This window comes from Psychrobacter sp. AOP3-A1-26 (assembly GCF_052378235.1).
GTDB lineage: Bacteria > Pseudomonadota > Gammaproteobacteria > Pseudomonadales > Moraxellaceae > Psychrobacter.
On record NZ_JBQSXN010000013.1, the window covers coordinates 19,674 to 39,412 of the forward strand.

Below are 19,739 nucleotides of genomic sequence, written 5' to 3' on the forward strand. Positions count from 1 at the left end.
CTTTATTTTTAATATTTACGATTCAAGAGATTAAGATCTATGACCAACACCATGACCGACGACCGCTTAAAAGAGTGTTTGACCCTCGTTGAAAGCGCGCTAGACAATATGAAAGCGAAAAACATCACCGTCATCGACGTCGAAGATTTGACCGACGTAATGGAGCGCATCGTCATCGCTGACGGTACGTCAAAACGCCATGTACGGGCAATGGCTGACAGTGTCGGCGCTGAAGCTAAGCAAGCGGGCTTCATGCCACTTGGCCGTGAAGGCGGTGTCGACTCTGACTGGACGCTGATCGATTTGGGCGCTGTCGTCGTGCATATGATGACCCCGCAAGCACGTGAGTTCTACGACCTAGAAGGTCTATGGTCATCGCCTGATCAATTGGCTGAGCTGGTCGCTGTACCACGTGAGAAAAAAGCGGGTCGTCGTAACTAAAATCACTTTGCTGCTATATGTTGTATAAATAAAAAAGGCTAGAATTATCTGGCCTTTTTTTATGCCTGAGCGTTGATAAATAGTCATAGGCGTGACCAGTTCAAAATCAAATCGATACGTCAATAATCAGGTGTTGCTGCATCGGTTTTAAAATGAATCTTCTATATCGTCCCTAAGTTGAACCTACTGCACGTTTTAAATAAGCTGAAAGCCGCCAACGATTACGCTAAGATAGTTGCCATGATTCAAGAATATTTTCTTAGGACATTCAATGAGCATAGAAACAGTAAAAACCTCTACCCGATCCACTCAGACCACCAAGGCTAACTTCAACCAAGCGCTGCCGCTACATATCGCTAACCTAATCTGTGTCCGTGCTGGCAAAGCCATGCCGTTCGCCCGTGAGCAAATGAGCGCTATCGATAAAGCGCCCATCAAAGCACCTGTCGCTGTCGATTTTATGGGCTTGACCACCGATGAACAAGCCGATCGACGTCATCATGGTGGCCCATTAAAAGCGGTGCATCAATTGCCAGTTGCGACTTATGAAAAAATTAACGCAGAATTTGCTTTAAAAGTACGTATCGGCACATTGGGCGAAAACCTAACCACCGAAGCGGTGAACGGTTTTCCAGAGATGGACGAGACGACTGTCTGTATCGGAGACGTTTTTCAGTATGGCGGGCAGTATGGAAAAGATGAAAAAAATGGCACTGATAATAATAGCGACAGCGTGCAATTACGCATTGTTCAGCCGCGCCGTCCTTGCTATAAAATCAATGACCAAATCGGACAGTTTAGCAAAGTACCCAATATAGCCTCGTGGGTGACCAAACAAGGTATCGCTGGCTGGTACTTTGAGGTAGAACGCGCGGGCATTATTAGCGCTGATTTGCCGGTTTATTTGATTGAGCGACCTTATCCGTTCGCAACAGTAGATAAGCTATGGCAGCTGTCAAACTCAAAAGAAAAATTTGACGCAGAAGTGATTGAGCCTTGGCTTGCGATTGGGTGTTTGGAGAAGAGTTGGAAGGTGGTTTTGGCGAAGAAGATTGAGAAGGATTGAAAACAAAGCCTTAAAGAACCTCATAATCATTTAATAGCAATACAAACTTAAAATAAGGTGATCTTATCAGCACGCCTTTATTCACATAGAGCATTTCATGGCAAAAAATATTACTGCTTTAGCATTTTCGACATTGTTTATAGCCTCGCTACTCACTGGATGTGCTACGACGACCTCTCAAGTAGCCACTCCTGAAAAATACATCATAGATAGCGAAACCTATCAAGCCACTGGCAAGAGCGAGCGTATTAAAACCATCGTCCTGCATTATACGGTAAGCAATAATGCCAGATCTATAAAAACATTGACCACCGGTCAAGTCAGCGCCCACTATCTGGTTTTAGACAGCAACGATGACAAGATTTATAACTTGGTACCTGAGTCTGAGCGCGCTTGGCATGCTGGTAATGGCGGCTTTGCAGGCAGAACGATACTCAACGATACCTCTATCGGTATAGAAATCGTCAATGCTGGTATTAAGCACGAATATCGCAACGCCTTAAAAAACGACAAACTCGACTACCATCCTTACGAGCACTATGTCGAATTTGATGAATTGCAGATTAAAAAAGTCGGGCAACTGGTACAAGACCTAGCAAAGAGATATGACATCTCACCAAAAAATATCATTGGTCATGCTGATCTAGCGCCTACGCGCAAAATCGACCCCGGTGCAAAGTTCCCTTGGCAGCGATTATATGTCGATTACGGTATTGGCGCTTGGTATGATGAATTTGATAAACAGTTCTTTATGAATAAAAACGAGTTTGCAGCGGCAACGATACCCGAGATCAAACAAGCCTTTCGCGACTACGGTTATCAAATTAACGACAGCGATGAGTGGGATAAAGCCAGTCGTGATGTGATTTATGCCTTTCAATTACACTTTAGACCACAGCAGTCAACTGGCGAGATGGATTTAGAGACTTATGCGATTTTAAAGGCACTAAACAATAAGTATGCGGATCGTGATGATTTTTATTAAGCTCATGTCTTATTGAGGACATGGCCTAATATAAGGCTCTTTAATGAAAGGTATAAAATGACACTACGCATCCACGCCCTATTCCATACCGATTACGAAGACCTGAGTTTCATCAAACACTGGGCAAATAACCACCATCATAGGATGAGCGTTAGTCGATCTTACGATAACGACTCCTTGCCAGCGCAAGACAGCTTTGATTGGCTCATCGTGATGGGTGGACCGATGAGCGTCCACGATGAGGAAAAACATCCTTGGTTAAGCGCTGAAAAGCATTTGATTAGACAAGCTATTGATACTGGAAAAACGGTAATCGGTATCTGCTTAGGAGCGCAACTGCTCGCGCATTGTTTGGGCGCTAGTGTCCAGCCGTCTGGCGTAAAGGAAATCGGTTGGTTGCCCATTCGTTTGACGCCCGAAGGACAGGCGCATCCTTTATTACAGGATTTACCTAAGCAAGATTTTACCGTGTTTCACTTTCATGGTGATGGTTTTGACTGTCCAGAAGGCGCGAGTATTATCGCAACGTCAGAGGCTTGGGCGAATCAAGGCTTTATCTATCAAACACCCCTGCATAAACAGCTTGGCACTTGGGTTGTAGGCTGGCAGTGTCATTTTGAAGTGACCAAAGACAGTCTCGTTAAAATGGTCGCAAATGGCAATGACGCTATCCAAAGTGGGCTTAAAGAATATCCCAAAACCGTGCAATCAGCGGCTGAGATCATCGCGCTGAGTGATAAATATATCGAAGAGAATAACGCAAGATTAGCCGCTATACTAAATCGGATAGCGAATAGCGGATAATTAAATAATCAGGAGAATAAACCATGGGTCACTCACAATATAACGAACAAGATGAGCTGCAAAAATATCTAGAAGAAAAAGCCAAACAAGAGCAAGAAAAAGAGCAAGAAAAAGAGCAAGAAAAAGAACAGAAATCTGAGCCCCTCTCTGCGTATGACGCTTGTGTATTAAAAGAAAGCGCTAAGATTCATGAGTTGATCGCTGAAGCGCAAGGCGAGACTTTAGAGAGTTCGAAGGATGAATAGCCATCTATCCGTCAATACCTTATATCATTGGCATTATGAAGATGCGCAAGTTGATGTCTTTTGCTTGATGAGACAGGAATAGGCAGCCTTGAGGCCAATACTATAATCAAACAACATATATAGTTTCAACAAAATAGTCTCTGTCAGTTCCTTAGCTGAATTCTATACAGCCCCTTAGCTATTTAGGCTACTTATTGAGATGGGCTAATGATAAAATTACCGCTTACGGGGTTATAGGTAGTATCACTGCTCGCACCATATCGCTGGTTTCTAATATCGTCAGTTTTACTGAAAGCTAGGGTGATGCGCGGCTTTGATAATTTGGTCTTATCATCGGCCCTAATATCTGCATTATCAAAGCAGACTCCCATAATATTAAAAAAGGAATCTTTATGTATCAAGCTTTTCAGAAGCATCTACAGCAAGAAATCAGCGATATACGCGCGGCAGGATTGTATAAAACCGAGCGCATTATAACTTCCCCGCAAGATGCGCTAATAAAGATCGCCGATGGCCGTGAGGTGCTTAACTTCTGTGCCAATAATTACCTTGGATTGTCTGACCACCCTGAGATTAAAAAGGCGGCTATTCAAGCCATTGAAGACTCAGGTTATGGCATGTCATCGGTGCGTTTTATTTGTGGTACGCAAGATTTGCATAAGCAATTAGAGGCGGCGATTTCTAAGTTTTTTAATACCGAAGATACGATTCTTTATGCGGCCTGTTTCGATGCCAATGGCGGTGCATTTGAGCCACTACTGACCGGCGAGGATGCCATTATTTCTGATTCGTTAAATCATGCCTCAATCATTGATGGTGTGCGCCTGTGTAAAGCCGTACGTTTCCGCTATGCCAATGCGGATATGCAAGATTTAGAGACTCAATTACAAGCGGCGCAAGCACAGCGTTTTCGTTTAATTGTCACCGATGGTGTGTTTTCAATGGATGGTAATGTGGCGCCAATGGATGAGATTTATGCGTTGGCACAAAAATATGATGCCATGGTGATGATTGACGAGTCGCATTCAGCAGGCGTCGTCGGTCGCACTGGTGGCGGCGTGACTGAATTGTTTAATCTACGTGGTGATATTGAGCTTATCACTGGTACCTTAGGCAAGGCATTTGGCGGTGCTATCGGCGGCTTTACGACGGGTAAAAAGGAAATAATTGAGATGTTGCGTCAACGCTCACGCCCGTATCTGTTTTCAAACTCCATTCCTCCCATGGTGGCTGCAGCTGGGGTAAAAGCGTTTGAGATGCTAGCGCAAGACAATACCTTACAAGACCAATTGCATGCAAATACCGCCTATTTCGTTAAGCAAATGCAAGATGCGGGCTTCGATATCAAGCCCACCGAATCGGCAATTTGTGCGGTTATGCTTTATGACGCAACTGTCTCTCAGCAAATGGCAGATGCGCTGCTTTGCGAGGGCATTTATGTGATTGGCTTCTTCTATCCTGTCGTACCTAAAGACGAGGCTCGCATCCGTGTCCAGCTCTCTGCCGCCCATACTCGCGAGCAGCTAGACCAGTGTATCGCCGCCTTCATCAAAGTCGCCAAGCAAATGAAGGTGATTGATTAGAACGTGTTTAACACACCCTAAGAGCAGTTCAGTATTTATCTAGATTCAACAATAAAATGCAACACAGCTAAATAAGAGAAAAGTATGAAAGCACTGGTTAAAGCCCATGACAAGAAAGGCATCTGGATGCAAGACATGCCAGAACCTACAGTTGGCATCAATGACGTTAAAATAAAAATTAAAAAAACCGCCATTTGTGGTACAGATTTGCATATTTATAAGTGGGATGAGTGGTCACAAAAAACCATAAAAACGCCAATGATTATCGGACATGAATACGTCGGTATCATTAGTGAAGTGGGCGATGGTGTGCAGCATTTTGAAGTGGGCGACCGAGTCACAGGCGAAGGACATATCGCTTGCGGGCATTGTCGTAACTGCCGCCGTGGTAAGCTACATGTGTGCGAAAACACTATAGGCGTGGGCGTTGACCGCGATGGCGCGTTTGCCGAATATTTGGTGATACCTGCCGATAATGCCATAAAACTCGATGAGCGTATCAGTGATGACATGGCAGCCATTATGGATCCCTTTGGCAATGCCACTCATACCGCCTTATCATTTCCTGTACTTGGTGAGGATGTGCTGATTACCGGTGCGGGGCTGATTGGTTCAATGGCAACGGCGATTTGCCGCTTCGCAGGGGCACGTAATATTGTGGCGAGTGATATCAGCGATTATCGCTTAGAGCTTGCCAAAAAAATGGGCGCGACTATGACCGTAAACCCAGCCAAAGGTGAAACCATCGAAGGCGCTATCGATACGTTAAACATGCACGGCTTTGATGTTGGGCTTGAAATGTCTGGCTCACCTCAAGCTTTTGATTCGATGATTAGTAACATGTATAACGGCTCTAAAATCGCTCTCTTGGGCATTTTACCTAACACCACCACGGTAGATTGGAGCAAGATTATTTTTAAGGCATTAACCCTGAAGGGTATTTATGGACGTGAGATGTGGGAGACGTGGTATCAGATGGAGCAAATGCTGATTAGCGGTATTGATTTGTCGCCCATCATTACCCATCGCCTGCACATTGATGACTTTCAAGAAGGCTTTGATATCATGGAAAGTGGGCAATGTGGTAAAGTGATTTTAAGCTGGGATTGATTTTGGTGACTCTTAGTTAGCTTTTAAATTATCATGACTTATAAAACGGCGCTGATTTCAGTGCCGTTTTTTGTGGATATTAAAAAGTAAGAAAGAGAAACGATTAATAACTCTGACCAAGATGATCTGCAAAAATATCTAGAACAAAAAGCCAAGCAAGCACAGGCAAAGGAGCAGGAACCTGAGCCGCTCTCTGCATATGACGTTTGTGTGTTAAAAGAAAGTGCCAAGATTCATGAGTTGATTGCTGAGGCTCAGAAAAATGTTAAAAAATAGCTGTGTGCAAATAGTATGCTAAAACCCAACTTTAAAATTATGGCAGCGTACAAAGCTCTAATAAATAAGAAAACACTTGTTATTGCATTTTTCGCTGTAGGATTGTTTGGATTTGGTCATGGTTACTTAATTACCAAAAAAAATCATAATGATGAATTAAATGACGCACGCTATCTAGTTGATAAGAATTATATACTTATGAAAAAATAAATTGATAAAATCATCATAGAAGAAGGAGTAGAGTCAGCAAATTAATATATAGACCAAATGGAAAATAAATATAACGAATTATATGGCTACTAATATTTTCAGAAGTTGAGTATTAATATGAAACATAGGAAGTTTTTTAGAAGAACTTCAATATCAATTGCTTTTAATATGGTTAAGTTTTTTTCTAATTGGAAAGGGTTTTTATCTTAATAGCGATGATTTTACTCCTTCTTGGCAGGTTTACTACAATGAATCACTGGACAGTTATGATTAACTGAGAGAATATATTAAGAGTAGAGAGTAATATAACGAAATGAATTTAATGCCAATAACAATATTAGGGCGTGTTCCTAATTCAGTTTACAATGAATCATAGTACAAGCCAAATACAGCATAGACTTATAATTTCGTGCCAGTTTTTCGTAGCGAGTCGCCATACTACAAATTGTTTTAGCCTTGCAAACGTGTTTTCAACCAAGTGTCGTATAGTTACTACACTACAAAAGAGTTATGATTTGGATGTATATCATAACTCTTTTGTAGGTTGGTATCGAAGAACGAAACCCAACAAGTTATTGGTTCAGATTATTAACTCTAAATTGTTGGGTGTCGCAAACTTCACCCAACCTACGCACTTTTTACTATTGTTAAATCAATAGACAATGTCCACTGTTATCCATACTTTGTCTGCTTGACAATCATAAAGATATGGATTTTTCCATTCCGTACTAGACCCCATATCGTTGTCCATAAGATCAGAGTAATCAATTGAGAACCCACCTAGGGTTACTGTATCTCCTATTCCAAAACTGACTTGGTTTTCCTCATCATACAAAGCTGATATATCCTCGTTAAAAGACAAGCTCTCGGTTTGAATCAAAATTAAATAGTCATCAATATAAAGGCACTTTCCCTTTTTATTAATTAAGCCTTTCATTGTATCGAAATCACTTTCAACGTAATCATCTTGTTCCGTAATCGGCGCCATCTTAACGTTATCTCCTGCTTCTTCATCGTCACTCATTATTTTAGAATCCATGTCTACTTCGAGGCTACTATTTGGTGTGTCGTTTGAATTATTATGTGCCTCTGGTTGACAAGCTATTAATAAAAAGCTTGCTAGGATAAAAATATATTTACGCATGCTTTAATCTCAAAATACAATATTTATTCAGATCTTCAGATAGTTCATAAGTAGATAATAGCAAGAACACGATGTTACTGCTAGCCCAGACTGGCAGATACAAGTGGAAGGCGGGAGTAGCTCCACTACTTCTCAAAAACCCAAGCCACAAACACAAAAAAGGTGAGCTTTGAGCCCACCTTTTCATTTTAAAAAACAGCTATCTAAAACTACAAGCAATTGCTAGAGGTTTGAGTAGCGAGGAAAACATGTGCAAGCACTACATGTCGTAGGCTCAGCAAGTTTGACAAAGCTAATCAAGCATCTAGGTTTGCGACTAGCGCAACCAAGCACGGGCGTTACGGAACATACGCATCCACGCGCCGTCCTCATCCCACGCTTCTGGTTTCCAGCTGTGGTTATAGGCTTTTAGGTTACGCTCAGGATGTGGCATCATAATCGTCACACGACCATCAGTGCTACACAGACCCGTGACACCGCCGACCGAACCGTTTGGATTAAGCGGATAAGTCTCGGTTGGATGACCTTGGCTATCGACATAACGCATGGCGAGTTGACCGTGTTTTTCCATACCGTCGATTTCAGTCGCATTAAGCGTGGCATAGCCTTCACCGTGAGCAACAGCGATTGGTAAGATGCTGTCTTGCATACCTTTAAACAAGATAGACTTGGTACGCTCGACTTTGACGTTGACCGTACGCGCTTCAAAGCGAGCTGACTTATTGGCGATAAAGCGTGGGAAGTTTTCCGCGCCTGGGATGAGGTCTTTTAACTGCGCCATCATCTGACAGCCGTTACAGACGCCTAAGCTAAAGGTATCAGGGCGAGCGAAGAAGCGCACAAACTGCATGCGCAATTCGTCATGGAACAAGATAGAGTTCGCCCAGCCAGAACCTGCGCCCAGTACGTCACCGTAACTAAAGCCACCACAAGCGACCAGACCGTCGAAGTCGCGTAAGTTAATGCGACCGCTAAGCAAATCGCTCATGTGGACGTCGACCGCTTCAAAGCCAGCTTGGGTAAAGCCTGCTGCCATCTCTGTCTGACCGTTGACGCCTTGCTCACGGAGGATGGCGACTCTTGGCTTGCTTTCACGGCTAGCTAAATATGGCTCTTCCACTTTTTGGTTAAGATCAAAGTTTGGTGCAGCGATAAGCCCTTGATGGCTAGCGTCACTAATCAAATCATATTCTTGCTGTACGCAAGCTGGATTGTCACGGCGGCGGGCGATTTGATAGCTGACCTGACTCCATTCTTGCTGCAACTCGCTACGGCTAAATCGTAAGGTTTTATTAATACCATCGTCACCCATATGCAGCGGCGTTTGGATGATTAAGCTATCTTCCTCAGTGCTTTGACCGACGAGGCTGAGCATATCGCTAACGTTAAACTCTTCTGCCATTTGCATTAAAGCGGCGACGTTTTCTGGCAACACTTGAATGACCGCGCCCAATTCTTCACTGAATAATTGACCGAGTAAGTTCTTATCATTCAATGACAGCTTGATACCTTGGCGGCTAGTGAATTGCATCTCAGCGATAGTAGCTAATAAACCACCATCACCGATATCGTGATAAGCGCTGATAACGCCTTGCGCATTGCCCGCTTGGATAAAGTTAAAGAAGTCGACCAAATCACTTGGCTGATCAAGGTCTGGGCACTCGTTACCCAGTTGGCTTGCCGTTTGCGCTAGGATTGAGCCGCCGAGGCGCAGTTTGCCTTTGGATAAGTCAATACGATAGAACGCGCTGTCACCATTAATGAGTTCAGGCGTTAGCGTTTTTGCGACATCAATAACAGGCGCAAAAGCGGTAATAACAAGGCTCATTGGCGAAACGACTGATTTATCAGTGCTGCCTTCATCGCTGCTATCTGTCCAGTTGGCGCGCATCGATAGCGAGTCTTTACCGACTGGGATTGCGATACCAAGCGCTGGACATAATTCTTCACCAACGGTATAGACCGCATCAAACAAGGCGGCGTCTTCGGTATCATCGCCACACGCTGCCATCCAGTTTGCTGACATGGTGATATCTGATAGCTGAGTAATACACGCGCCTGCGATATTGGTAATCGCTTCACCAACTGCCAAGCGTGCAGAAGCTTTTGGGCTGATAAGCGCAACAGGTGTGCGTTCGCCAACACTCATCGCTTCACCGCTCATTGGCTGACCATCTAGCGCAATCAATCCTGAAGCAGTTACTGCACAATCGGCAACGGGCACTTGATAGCGACCAACATATTGATCACGCACCACCATACCAGTGATAGAGCGATCGCCAATGCTGATTAGAAATGATTTACTAGCAACGGTTGGATGACGTAAGACATCTTTGATAGAGTCAGCTAAATTAAAGTCATTGAGCTCTAGCGGAGGTAGCTCATTCTCTTGACGATTAAAACTACGCTGCATTTGCGGCGTACCACCAAGCAATACTTGCATTGGCATATTAACTGGCTGATCAGAGAGTAAGTCATCATTAACAACGAGCTGACGTACTTCCGTAGCTTCGCCTAAGATGGCATACGGGCAGCGCTCACGGGCACAAATCGCATCGAACTGGTCTTTGCTTTCAGGGCGAATCGCTAACACATAACGCTCTTGCGCCTCATTTGACCAGATAGCCATTGGCGACATACCAGCTTCTAACGACGGGATTTTACGTAGATTTAGTATGGCGCCCATTTCATGGTCATTGACCAATTCTGGCATCGCATTCGATAGACCGCCTGCACCGACGTCATGGAGAGAAACAATTGGGTTGCCATCTTTACTGTTGTTGCTTACGTCAATATCGTTGCCAGCAAGTGCCCAGCAGCGATCCATCACTTCTTGACAGCGACGCTCCATCTCAGCGTTATCACGCTGAACTGAGGCAAAGTCTAAGCCTTCATCGAGTGAACCACTATCGACCGATGATGCCGCGCCACCACCCAAGCCAATTTGCATCGCAGGGCCACCCAAGACGATTAATAGATCACCTTGCTGAATAGAATTTTTTTCAATGAGGTTGCGTTTGATATTGCCGTAACCACCGGCAAGCATGATTGGCTTATGATAGCCGCGCATTTGGCTGCCGTCTTTTGCCGCTGACGTATCTAACTGGAAGCTACGGAAATAACCGCATAAATTTGGACGACCAAATTCGTTTGAGAAGTTGGCACTACCTAGTGGCGCTTCCGTCATAATCTCAAGGCTGGTTGCCATACGATCAGGCGTACCATAATCCTGCGTGCTTAATTGACCTGATTGCTCCCATTTTTCAGCAAGCTCTGGAATATGCAAGTGCGATACGTGAAAACCCGTTAGACCGGCTTTTGGCTTACCACCGCGACCTGTTGCCCCTTCATCGCGAATCTCACCGCCCGCGCCCGTCGCTGCACCCGCATAAGGGGCAATCGCGGTTGGATGGTTATGCGTTTCGACTTTCATTAAGATATCGATTTCTTCTTGATGGAAATCGTAAGGATGCGCAGAATTGGCATCCATCGCGTCGGTTGGTATAGGATAAAAACGCATGCCGTTAGAGCCAGCCATCACCGCAGCGTTGTCTTTATAGGCAGATAAGATGCCTTGCGGATTGGCTTTATAAGTATTTTTAATCATTTGGAACAGTGATTTAGGTTGTACTGCGCCATCTACTGTCCACTCAGCATTGAAGATTTTATGACGGCAATGCTCTGAGTTGGCTTGCGCGAACATCATCAGCTCAACGTCGGTTGGATTACGCTTTAGCTCGTTGACATAGGCATTCATTAAATAATCAATATCTTCGCTCGATAGCGCAAAACCAAATTCTTTATTGGCTGACTCTAACGCGGTGCGCCCTTGTTCAATCACATCAATATGATTGAGCGATGCTGGCTGCTCATCGTCGAACAAATGATTAACAGCTGCCAAGTCATAAACCAAGCTTTGGGTCATACGGTCAAACAATAATTGCTCAGCGTCTACTGGCAGTTTTTCGCTCAGCTGACCTTTACTAACGTCGCCATCTGCTTTTCCATCAACGGTCAGCGTATAAACAATCACCCGCTCAACACGCTTAATCGCAATTTCACAGTTATTAAAAATATCGGTCGCTTTACTTGCCCATGGCGAAATCGTGCCAAAGCGTGGTCCTACGATCACTTGTATTTGATTGTCTTGCGGGGCTGCAAGGTCAATACCTTCATTAATCCCAAACAAATCCAGCGCTTTTTTATGCTCAGTACCGCTTAGTTCACGCGATAGCACATAAACTTGCTGACTATTGATTTGGCTGACGTTTAGCGCGGTTTTTTGCTGAAACTGACTGATGAGTTGTTGCGTCTGAAAATCGGTAAGAAACGGTTGTCCGGCGATGGTCATCATAAAGGCATAATCCGTAAGATCAAGGCATCTCTGCCATGCTAAGTAAATGGTCCGCGTATTATAACAAGAAGCCCTGTAATAAGCAGTTCTAAACCAAGATAAATTACTGTTACCTACACTCAAACTGCCATAAAACGATTATCATAAAAAAATGGTTATTACTTTTACGACACGAAGATTGCATGGCAGAAACTTTCCGATATTGGCGTCACAATTTTTACTTAAAAGGAGCACTCCTTACAAACCGTCACATCGCATTACTGGCAACCTATATAAATAGTCTATCAGTCATCGGTATTCTAGATAACAGTTATTAACGAGCCAAGTGTTTACTCATTTGAGCTAAAGATTCAATAAGTTAAAGCAATCAAAATTAAAAATAATCAAAATATAGCCGATCCACTATAAAAAATACAGTGCTACTGGGATAAATTTTGCGTAGCCTCTGTCTGCGCAGGCACAGCAAGCAAGAAAAGTTTGTCCCAGTAACACGTGATAATATTTGTACTTATTTTATTTAGGACTGACTATATAATTAGCAAAAACCCAATTACTATAATGAAAAAAGGATAATCACTATGAGTAGACAGGACCATATCGATAAAGTTCAGGAGTTGGTAAAAGACGTTAAATTTGCCATGATGACCACCCGTACCCACGAAGACCATCTGCATGCTTGCCCGATGACCACTAGCGAAACCAGTATTGGCGCCAAAGAGATTTGGTTTATCGGTGATAAGACCACAGAAACCGTCAAAGATATCGAAAAAAACCCACAGGTGAACTTGGCTTATGTCAGCCAAGACTCGAAAGATTATGTGTCCATTAATGGCAAGGCTGAATTGGTTGACGATCAAGAGAAGCTCGATGAGCTATGGTCGCCAGTTTATAATGCCTTTTATGAGCAAGGCAAAGAAGATCCAAATGTGCAGTTGATTAAAGTCGTACCGAATGGTGCCGAATACTGGCTCAGCGGTAGCTCAGTGGTAAATATGTTTAAGATGACCACTGCTGCGGTGATGGATGGTAAAAAAGCAGCAAACCTCGGTGAAAATAACTCTGTAACGCTATAAATTATTTTTAAGCTAAACACTAAAGAAGCATAAGCTATAAGATCACAAACGAAAACGCCAGTGGCTGATGCGACTGGCGTTTTTTATTGACTGAGTTTTAATCTTAAAAAGCTGTCATTAACCACTTTGTTTTAAATAAGGCCAAGCAGCTCTTAGATAAATCATCATTGACCATAGCGTTAAAATTACCGCTGCAACCATGAGTACATAGCCAATCATCTCTAACGATTCCCAGTTTAATAGTAGCACGGTAATCGCTACCATCTGAAACGTGGTTTTAAGCTTGCCCACATAAGAGACCGCGACACTGGTGCTTTTGCCCAATTCAGCCATCCATTCACGCAGTGCTGATACGGCAATTTCACGTGAAATAATCACAATGGCAGCAATCGCCATGATGATATTAGGATGCCATTGCACCAATATAATCAGCGCTGCGGCGACCATCAATTTGTCAGCGACGGGGTCCAAGAAGCGCCCAAAGGCTGATACCACATTAAGCTTACGAGCAAAATAGCCATCGAGCCAATCGGTAATGGCGGCAAGGATAAACACGCCCGTCAATAATAAATGGCGTAATAAGCTGTCGCTAAACTCACTCATACCGACCCGCGCAATCACATTATCTGAGATGGCAGGCATACCAATCCCCATGGCAGGTGGCCAATAGGCAATCGCCACAAATAGCGGAATCATCAAGATACGCGCAATAGTCAGATTGTTGGGCAAGTTAAAAATACTCTTGTCACTTTGCGTACTTGATGGCTCCTGCGTATGCAAATGCGTACTCTCAGTCATGGCAAACCCAGTTTAATATAGTCACAATAATGGCAGATAGCTTAGCATTTTTCAGGCAAGCCGTCATGCCATCTCTTTGGTTATCCAGTTATCTCTATTTATTTCAAATTATAGTCGTGTGAAGCCATAGACAAACCCAACGTCACCCTACCCCTTCTTTAAACGTAATGTCATGTAACCAAAACAGCTAAAGACTCACTGATTGGGTTATGATAACAACTTAAATAAAACAGTTGTACACTTAAATATGTAAGTAAATATATATCGCTATTGAATTGGCCATTACCACCCTAATCTTAATAACTAGCCCTATAAAATAATGATAAATAAAAACTTATAATAACAACAAATCACCACCGCTGCCTTTGTAGATTATCTACATAATCAGTTTTCCTCAGCCCACAGCTCCTCCTCTGTGGGCTCTTTTTTTGCCTAAAAACTATTGATTTATATAGCTTTGATTTTTCTATATATTGGATTGACTACCAATTTGACCACCATCTGCTCAAAACTTTGATAGGTTAACCACCAATAAAATAAACATACCTGCCATTTAGTTGACTAGGCTTTGAGTTTCAACATTTTCCAACATGCAGACATTTTTATAACCAGTATTTTTTAGTATTAACCGATGGGCTATGTACTGTTAGGTACATTCTATATATTCGTTTATCCAGCTATTATTTAATCAATACTATTATGAGCTTGCTACTTTCTTTCATGGGGTTGAATTGCTAATGATTGCACGCGCTCAATAATGGCGCTTAAATGCGTGCGTTTAGCTCGCATCAATTCGCACTTACTCCTTCTTAATGGCTATTACTTCCTCCGTTCCTTCAGCTCATGCTTTTCTGATTTTGCCCTAGCTGCTTTTCCTTCTGCATTGGACTCTGCCCAAACTGCACGTGCTTTTGCGTACGCTTCTGCCCTTGCTGCTTTTTCTTTTACCATAGCTATTTTCTCTTCTGCCCTAGCTGCTTCTATTTTTGCAATGGCTGCGTCTGCGTCTGCAATAGCTTCTGTCCTAGCTGCATGTGCTTTTGTGTATGCTTCTGCACTAGGGTTTATGGCTGCAGCCATGACATATTCATTATTGGCATTTGCTACTCCAAAGGTAAAAACAGCCAAAATTATTACACCTGATAGAAATGTGAATAATCGGTTTAATGCTTTCATAATACCTACTACCTTAAAGTTGGTGCAAACACAATCGCTATATAAGTTATCTAAATTATTAAGCAAGTTTGTTTTGTCCGATCTTAGCTTACTTATTTCATGCTCTTTTTATGGACTCTAATTATTATTTTAATTACCTCACTATGGGGAGGGTAGCAAGCAAAAAGGCTGTTAAAAAAGTTGCATCCTGTTAAACTTAATCGTATTTGAAATATCACCATGCGCGTTTGAAACGCCTCTCCATTGATATTTGACTGCCTAATCTTTCTTTATCTTAAACGGCTCTGAGAATTGTAGGATTAAAAAACCAACCGCAGACAATATAATGGCAATCTCATAACGACCGTACGCCACCGAAATACCAATAGCGCCCGTATTCCATAAGCTTGCTGCTGTTGCAGTACCTTTTGAGCCTTTCTCATTTTTGAAAATCGCCCCACCACCGATAAACCCCATACCCGTAATAATCGCATACATGATTCTCGCCTCACCAGCCGAATCATAAATATCCCGACCAACCAACATAAAAGCACAGGAAGCAATGGTGACCAAAGGAAATGTCCTAAGCCCTGCGCCATTGTCTTTCATTTCGCGGTTCAGAGCGATTGGCAATGACAATATAAAAGCGATGCCCAACTGAAAAAAATGATAGCCCAGTAGCTCTAAATCTATGTCAAATCCAAACATCATTTATTGCCTTTTTATTTTGGAAAAATACGCTTATCTTGCTTTATTAAGCACCTCAATGGTCTGTTTTGCCATTTGATAGCAGCTTTCGATATTGCCCTGTGCACACCAATCGCCACTGACAATCCATTGGCGCTGCTTATCTACTAATATGCCTGATTTTTGGTTGTTAGTGCTGTTGTTGTCTTTATTTTTGTGCTCAACCAGTGTTGCCGCATAACGCCAGCGATGACAGTCTATTTGGCTAGGAGTATTAGCATTATTCCAGTTGAGAGCCTGCTGTGCTGCTTGCAACAGTTGTGCTTGGATTGACTCGATATCATCATCGACATGCGCCTCCGACCAGTCATTGCGCGCATGGATAGTGACACTGGGTAGTAGCTCAGCATGGGCAGGTTTTTGATGCTCAATAAATATTCTATCGAGAATAGACTCATTCAAATAAGCAACATCCCACTGCGATATTGATGGGTTGCTTAAGTTGTTTAATGTCTCTGGTAGTTGAGTAATATCATCCCAGCCTAACATCAAGGTATAGCATGCCAGCATCTGTGCTTCGGTAATCTTGGTTTGCTCACCAAAGCCGCTATCTGCCATTAGCTCTATAGCTTGTCCATTTGGCGCGGTACAAATCACCCAATCAAAATGACCTAGACTGGCGCCATCTTCATCAAACAGCTCGGTTTTTTTATCGACGTTATCTGCCAAATGATGGTTATACTCTGCCAATGGGGCAACACGAGTTTTAAATTTTATAGTTGTGTGCGTTAGTTCTTCGGCCAATGTCCGTCCCCAACTGGTCATTTTGGGAGTGCTGATATAGCGGGCTTGCGTGGTATTCCATTGTTCCTTTTTTTGCCTGTCTGATGATTGAGTAGCATCGCTCGTTTCAGTAGCAGTCGCTGGCGTTAAATCGATCACTTGCGCGCGCCACTGTTGCAGCAATCCTGTGTCCAACCAAGGCGTGATAAATTGTTGAAAGCTATTAGTCTTGGCGGTAAAAAATTGCGCCCCAAATGCCCATTGCCAGTTTTTACCAGTATGACTATCGGTACGATAGCGCGTGGCTAAACGCCCAACGCTTCGAGACTTTTCAAAGACAGTAATGTGCGGACTGCTGGGTTTGTCTTGATTGTGGCTGCGGTTTTGTTCTTGGGTTTGGTTTTGAGTGAAGGCACGCTCTAATAATGTGGCCGTAAACAGTCCGGTTAGACCGCCACCAATGATGGCTATCTTCGGTGAAGCAATATCAGTCGCGTGTAAAGATTGATGCGTCATGGTGACAGTCGCCTTTATTAAGTATAGTCAGTGAGAAGTAATATCGCTACATCACGTACTGCAGGTACTGTTGGTATCAATATCATCTACGTAAAAAAGCCATGCTACCTTCAATAACATGGCTTTTTAAAATTTGAACATTGGCATTTAGAATGATTGGATTTTAGCTGCTTAGTATTTAAAAGAACGGCTAAAGCTACTCTCCTCGAGATGCTTTGACCACCTCGACCAATCGATTAATCACCGAGCTATCAGCAAGGGTCGATAAATCACCCAAACCAACGTATTGCCCCGCCGCTAGGTTGCGTAAGATACGGCGCATAATTTTACCCGAGCGAGTTTTGGGTAGCGCATCGACGATGAGGATAGAATCCAAGTTGGCAATCGGTCCAATCTCAGCGCGTACATGTCGATTGAGCTCAGCTTTTAGCGCTTCTGTTTCTTCTTCGCCAGACTTTAGGATAATAAAGGCACAAATTCCCATGCCTCGAACGTCATGCGGCATACCAACCACCGCCGCTTCAGCCGTGGCAGGATGGGCGACCACCGCACTCTCAACTTCTGCCGTACCTAAACGATGCCCTGAGACGTTGAGTACATCATCGACACGACCGGTAATCCAGTAGTGCCCATCTTCGTCACGCTGCGCCCCATCACCGGTAAAATAATAGCCCGGATATTCAGTAAAGTAGGTTTTTAAAAAGCGCTCATGGTCATTATAAATCGTACGCATTTGCCCCGGCCAGCTACTATTAATCGCCAAGTTACCCGCAGCCGAGCCTTCTAATATCACCCCATCACTATCCACCACTTCTGGTTTGATACCATATAAGGGGTTCATCGCTGCACCCGGTTTTAGCGCAACTGTACCTGGGATTGGAGCCAGTAAGATACCGCCCGTCTCAGTCTGCCACCAGGTATCAACGATTGGGCACTTGCCGCCGCCAACGACATTATAATACCAATCCCACGCCTCTGGATTAATCGGCTCACCGACCGTGCCAAGAAGTCGCAGACTTGAGCGATCCGATTCACGAACAAAGGCATCGCCCTCTTTCATCATCGCTCGAATAGCCGTCGGTGCAGTGTATAAAACAGACACATTGTGCTTATCGACAATACGGCCGATACGAGCCCATGTTGGGTATTCTGGAACCCCTTCAAACATCACTGTGGTCGTGCCATTGGCCAGCGGTGCATAAGTCGCATAGGTATGACCGGTGACCCAGCCGACATCCGCTGTACACCAATAGACATCATCTTCTTTGATATCAAAGACATCGCGGAAAGTAGACAAAGCATAAGTGATATAACCACCCGTGGTATGCAATACGCCTTTAGGCTTACCAGTGGAGCCGGAGGTGTATAATAAAAACAGCGGATCTTCGGCATTCATCACTTCAGGTTCACAATGCTTTGACTCACCATCGATCAAATTATGATACCAAACATCACGGCGGCCACTCATCGGCACAGAGTTGCCAGTACGGTGCACGACGATGACATTGGTCACGCTATCAGTGCCATCCATATCAAGCGCGCGATCGACATTGGCTTTGAGCGGCGTGTGTTTGTTACCGCGCAAACCTTCATCCGCAGTAATGATAACTTTTGAGCGACTGTCTATTAAGCGATTGCCCAAACTTTCAGCAGAGAAACCACCAAATACCACTGAATGCACCGCCCCGATGCGGGTACAGGCCAACATTGCTATCATGGCTTCGGGTATCATCGGCATATATAAGGTGACGCGGTCGCCCTTTTCGACCCCAAGCTTGCGTAATGAGTTACCCAAACGGCAGACCGCTTCAAACAACTCTTTAAAAGAGATTATTTTATGTAATGAAGGGTGATCGCCCTCCCAGATGATGGCTGGTTTGTACGGGGTTTTTTTGACATGGCGATCGAGACAGTTGACAGAAATATTTAGCTCACCGTCTTCGAACCATTTGATGCGAAAATCATCTAAATCATAATTAACATCGCTGATTTTAGTGGGTTTTTTTATCCAATCAATTAGCTCAGCACGCTCAGCCCAAAAGGCATCTGTCGCCTCAGGAGATTCGATAGATTTCTCGTAGTCTTGGCGATATTGTTCGGCGCTAATATTGGCAGCAGCGATGAATTCAGCCGCAATAGGAAATGATTTCTGGGTCATAGTGGTTATCCTTTTTTAATTATTATGACCTGTACTAACAGTCGTTGATAACGAAGGCATGCGCAGGTTATAAGAGTCATCTTCCATAATGTCTGACCCTTAAGGATAGTTTGACAAATAAGCGGAATAGTTGCAAGACATCAACGGCTAATCACAACAATATCACTGTATAGCGGTGTACTTGATAATACCCTCTTATTTTATCGGTAGGCTCATGATTTGCAGTTATTTTTCAAGTAATAGCATTGCATCGTTTTTACAATGAATCTACTATATAAAGAATGTATCACAGCGCTATTTAATCCTTGTAACCTGACATAAAACATGGGCAATAGCACCCCTAAAGGCATC

At 43.5% G+C, this 19,739-nt stretch carries 15 protein-coding genes and 1 pseudogene; 8 read left to right on the forward strand and 8 right to left on the reverse strand.

Features of this window, described 5'->3' with window-relative positions:
* Positions 1-39: 39 nt before the first annotated feature.
* From rsfS to tdh, 7 genes are all read left to right on the forward strand, one after another.
* Positions 40-441 carry a ribosome silencing factor gene (gene rsfS / locus ACT3TU_RS04015; protein ID WP_192524111.1) on the forward strand — a complete coding sequence of 134 codons (402 nt, stop codon included), beginning with the start codon at positions 40-42 and terminating at the stop codon, positions 439-441.
* Positions 442-712: 271 nt separating this feature from the next.
* The gene (locus tag ACT3TU_RS04020) at positions 713-1,507 is read left to right on the forward strand and encodes an MOSC domain-containing protein (protein WP_444784058.1); all 795 of its coding nucleotides are present in this window, start codon (positions 713-715) and stop codon (positions 1,505-1,507) included.
* Between the two features lie 97 nt (positions 1,508-1,604).
* Positions 1,605-2,492, forward strand: coding sequence for an N-acetylmuramoyl-L-alanine amidase (locus ACT3TU_RS04025; protein WP_444784059.1), 888 nt, complete (start codon positions 1,605-1,607; stop codon positions 2,490-2,492).
* Positions 2,493-2,549: 57 nt separating this feature from the next.
* Entirely contained in the window at positions 2,550-3,296 is a 747-nt protein-coding gene (locus ACT3TU_RS04030; protein WP_444784060.1) for a type 1 glutamine amidotransferase, read from the forward strand.
* A gap of 23 nt (positions 3,297-3,319) precedes the next feature.
* Positions 3,320-3,541, forward strand: coding sequence for a hypothetical protein (locus ACT3TU_RS04035; protein WP_444784061.1), 222 nt, complete (start codon positions 3,320-3,322; stop codon positions 3,539-3,541).
* Positions 3,542-3,933: 392 nt separating this feature from the next.
* On the forward strand, positions 3,934-5,124 hold the full coding sequence (gene kbl, locus ACT3TU_RS04040; RefSeq protein WP_192524105.1) for a glycine C-acetyltransferase: 1,191 nt from the start codon (positions 3,934-3,936) through the stop codon (positions 5,122-5,124).
* Positions 5,125-5,208: 84 nt separating this feature from the next.
* Positions 5,209-6,234 (forward strand): L-threonine 3-dehydrogenase, encoded by a 1,026-nt coding sequence (tdh, locus tag ACT3TU_RS04045; RefSeq protein WP_192524104.1) that lies wholly within the window; start codon positions 5,209-5,211, stop codon positions 6,232-6,234.
* Positions 6,235-7,070: 836 nt separating this feature from the next.
* On the opposite strand, the pseudogene ACT3TU_RS04050 reads toward tdh, so the two are convergent.
* The 3 genes and pseudogenes from ACT3TU_RS04050 to purL form a co-directional block, all read right to left on the reverse strand.
* Positions 7,071-7,204: pseudogene (locus ACT3TU_RS04050) on the reverse strand (IS5/IS1182 family transposase); the annotation flags it as partial.
* Positions 7,205-7,372: 168 nt separating this feature from the next.
* Positions 7,373-7,864, reverse strand: a complete 492-nt coding sequence (locus ACT3TU_RS04055) for a hypothetical protein (protein ID WP_192524103.1) — start codon at positions 7,862-7,864, stop codon at positions 7,373-7,375.
* A gap of 316 nt (positions 7,865-8,180) precedes the next feature.
* Positions 8,181-12,218 carry a phosphoribosylformylglycinamidine synthase gene (gene purL, locus ACT3TU_RS04060; RefSeq protein ID WP_444784062.1) on the reverse strand — a complete coding sequence of 1,346 codons (4,038 nt, stop codon included), beginning with the start codon at positions 12,216-12,218 and terminating at the stop codon, positions 8,181-8,183.
* A gap of 578 nt (positions 12,219-12,796) precedes the next feature.
* Here purL and ACT3TU_RS04065 point away from each other — a divergent pair.
* Positions 12,797-13,291, forward strand: a complete 495-nt coding sequence (locus tag ACT3TU_RS04065; RefSeq protein ID WP_192524716.1) for a pyridoxamine 5'-phosphate oxidase family protein — start codon at positions 12,797-12,799, stop codon at positions 13,289-13,291.
* 117 nt (positions 13,292-13,408) lie between these two features.
* Here the strand turns inward: ACT3TU_RS04065 and pgsA are convergent, their stop codons facing one another.
* The 5 genes from pgsA to acs all read right to left on the reverse strand — a co-directional run bounded on the left by pgsA (position 13,409) and on the right by acs (position 19,388).
* On the reverse strand, positions 13,409-14,089 hold the full coding sequence (gene pgsA, locus ACT3TU_RS04070) for a CDP-diacylglycerol--glycerol-3-phosphate 3-phosphatidyltransferase (RefSeq protein WP_192524717.1): 681 nt from the start codon (positions 14,087-14,089) through the stop codon (positions 13,409-13,411).
* 819 nt (positions 14,090-14,908) lie between these two features.
* Positions 14,909-15,265, reverse strand: a complete 357-nt coding sequence (locus ACT3TU_RS04075; RefSeq protein ID WP_192524279.1) for a hypothetical protein — start codon at positions 15,263-15,265, stop codon at positions 14,909-14,911.
* A 258-nt stretch (positions 15,266-15,523) separates the two neighbouring features.
* Positions 15,524-15,955: an MgtC/SapB family protein gene (locus ACT3TU_RS04080; RefSeq protein ID WP_225736965.1), complete on the reverse strand. Its 432-nt coding sequence runs from the start codon at positions 15,953-15,955 to the stop codon at positions 15,524-15,526.
* A 30-nt stretch (positions 15,956-15,985) separates the two neighbouring features.
* Positions 15,986-17,230, reverse strand: coding sequence for an NAD(P)/FAD-dependent oxidoreductase (locus ACT3TU_RS04085; protein ID WP_192524278.1), 1,245 nt, complete (start codon positions 17,228-17,230; stop codon positions 15,986-15,988).
* 196 nt (positions 17,231-17,426) lie between these two features.
* The gene (gene acs / locus ACT3TU_RS04090; protein WP_192524277.1) at positions 17,427-19,388 is read right to left on the reverse strand and encodes an acetate--CoA ligase; all 1,962 of its coding nucleotides are present in this window, start codon (positions 19,386-19,388) and stop codon (positions 17,427-17,429) included.
* Positions 19,389-19,739: the final 351 nt, after the last annotated feature.

Bases quoted from the DNA above. Each gene is read 5' to 3' on its own strand.
- rsfS (WP_192524111.1), top strand. From the start codon at position 40: ATGACCAACACCATGACCGACGACCGCTTAAAAGAGTGTTTGACCCTC.
- ACT3TU_RS04020 (WP_444784058.1), top strand. From the start codon at position 713: ATGAGCATAGAAACAGTAAAAACCTCTACCCGATCCACTCAGACCACC.
- ACT3TU_RS04025 (WP_444784059.1), top strand. From the start codon at position 1,605: ATGGCAAAAAATATTACTGCTTTAGCATTTTCGACATTGTTTATAGCC.
- ACT3TU_RS04030 (WP_444784060.1), top strand. From the start codon at position 2,550: ATGACACTACGCATCCACGCCCTATTCCATACCGATTACGAAGACCTG.
- ACT3TU_RS04035 (WP_444784061.1), top strand. From the start codon at position 3,320: ATGGGTCACTCACAATATAACGAACAAGATGAGCTGCAAAAATATCTA.
- kbl (WP_192524105.1), top strand. From the start codon at position 3,934: ATGTATCAAGCTTTTCAGAAGCATCTACAGCAAGAAATCAGCGATATA.
- tdh (WP_192524104.1), top strand. From the start codon at position 5,209: ATGAAAGCACTGGTTAAAGCCCATGACAAGAAAGGCATCTGGATGCAA.
- ACT3TU_RS04055 (WP_192524103.1), bottom strand. From the start codon at position 7,864: ATGCGTAAATATATTTTTATCCTAGCAAGCTTTTTATTAATAGCTTGT.
- purL (WP_444784062.1), bottom strand. From the start codon at position 12,218: ATGATGACCATCGCCGGACAACCGTTTCTTACCGATTTTCAGACGCAA.
- ACT3TU_RS04065 (WP_192524716.1), top strand. From the start codon at position 12,797: ATGAGTAGACAGGACCATATCGATAAAGTTCAGGAGTTGGTAAAAGAC.
- pgsA (WP_192524717.1), bottom strand. From the start codon at position 14,089: ATGACTGAGAGTACGCATTTGCATACGCAGGAGCCATCAAGTACGCAA.
- ACT3TU_RS04075 (WP_192524279.1), bottom strand. From the start codon at position 15,265: ATGAAAGCATTAAACCGATTATTCACATTTCTATCAGGTGTAATAATT.
- ACT3TU_RS04080 (WP_225736965.1), bottom strand. From the start codon at position 15,955: ATGATGTTTGGATTTGACATAGATTTAGAGCTACTGGGCTATCATTTT.
- ACT3TU_RS04085 (WP_192524278.1), bottom strand. From the start codon at position 17,230: ATGACGCATCAATCTTTACACGCGACTGATATTGCTTCACCGAAGATA.
- acs (WP_192524277.1), bottom strand. From the start codon at position 19,388: ATGACCCAGAAATCATTTCCTATTGCGGCTGAATTCATCGCTGCTGCC.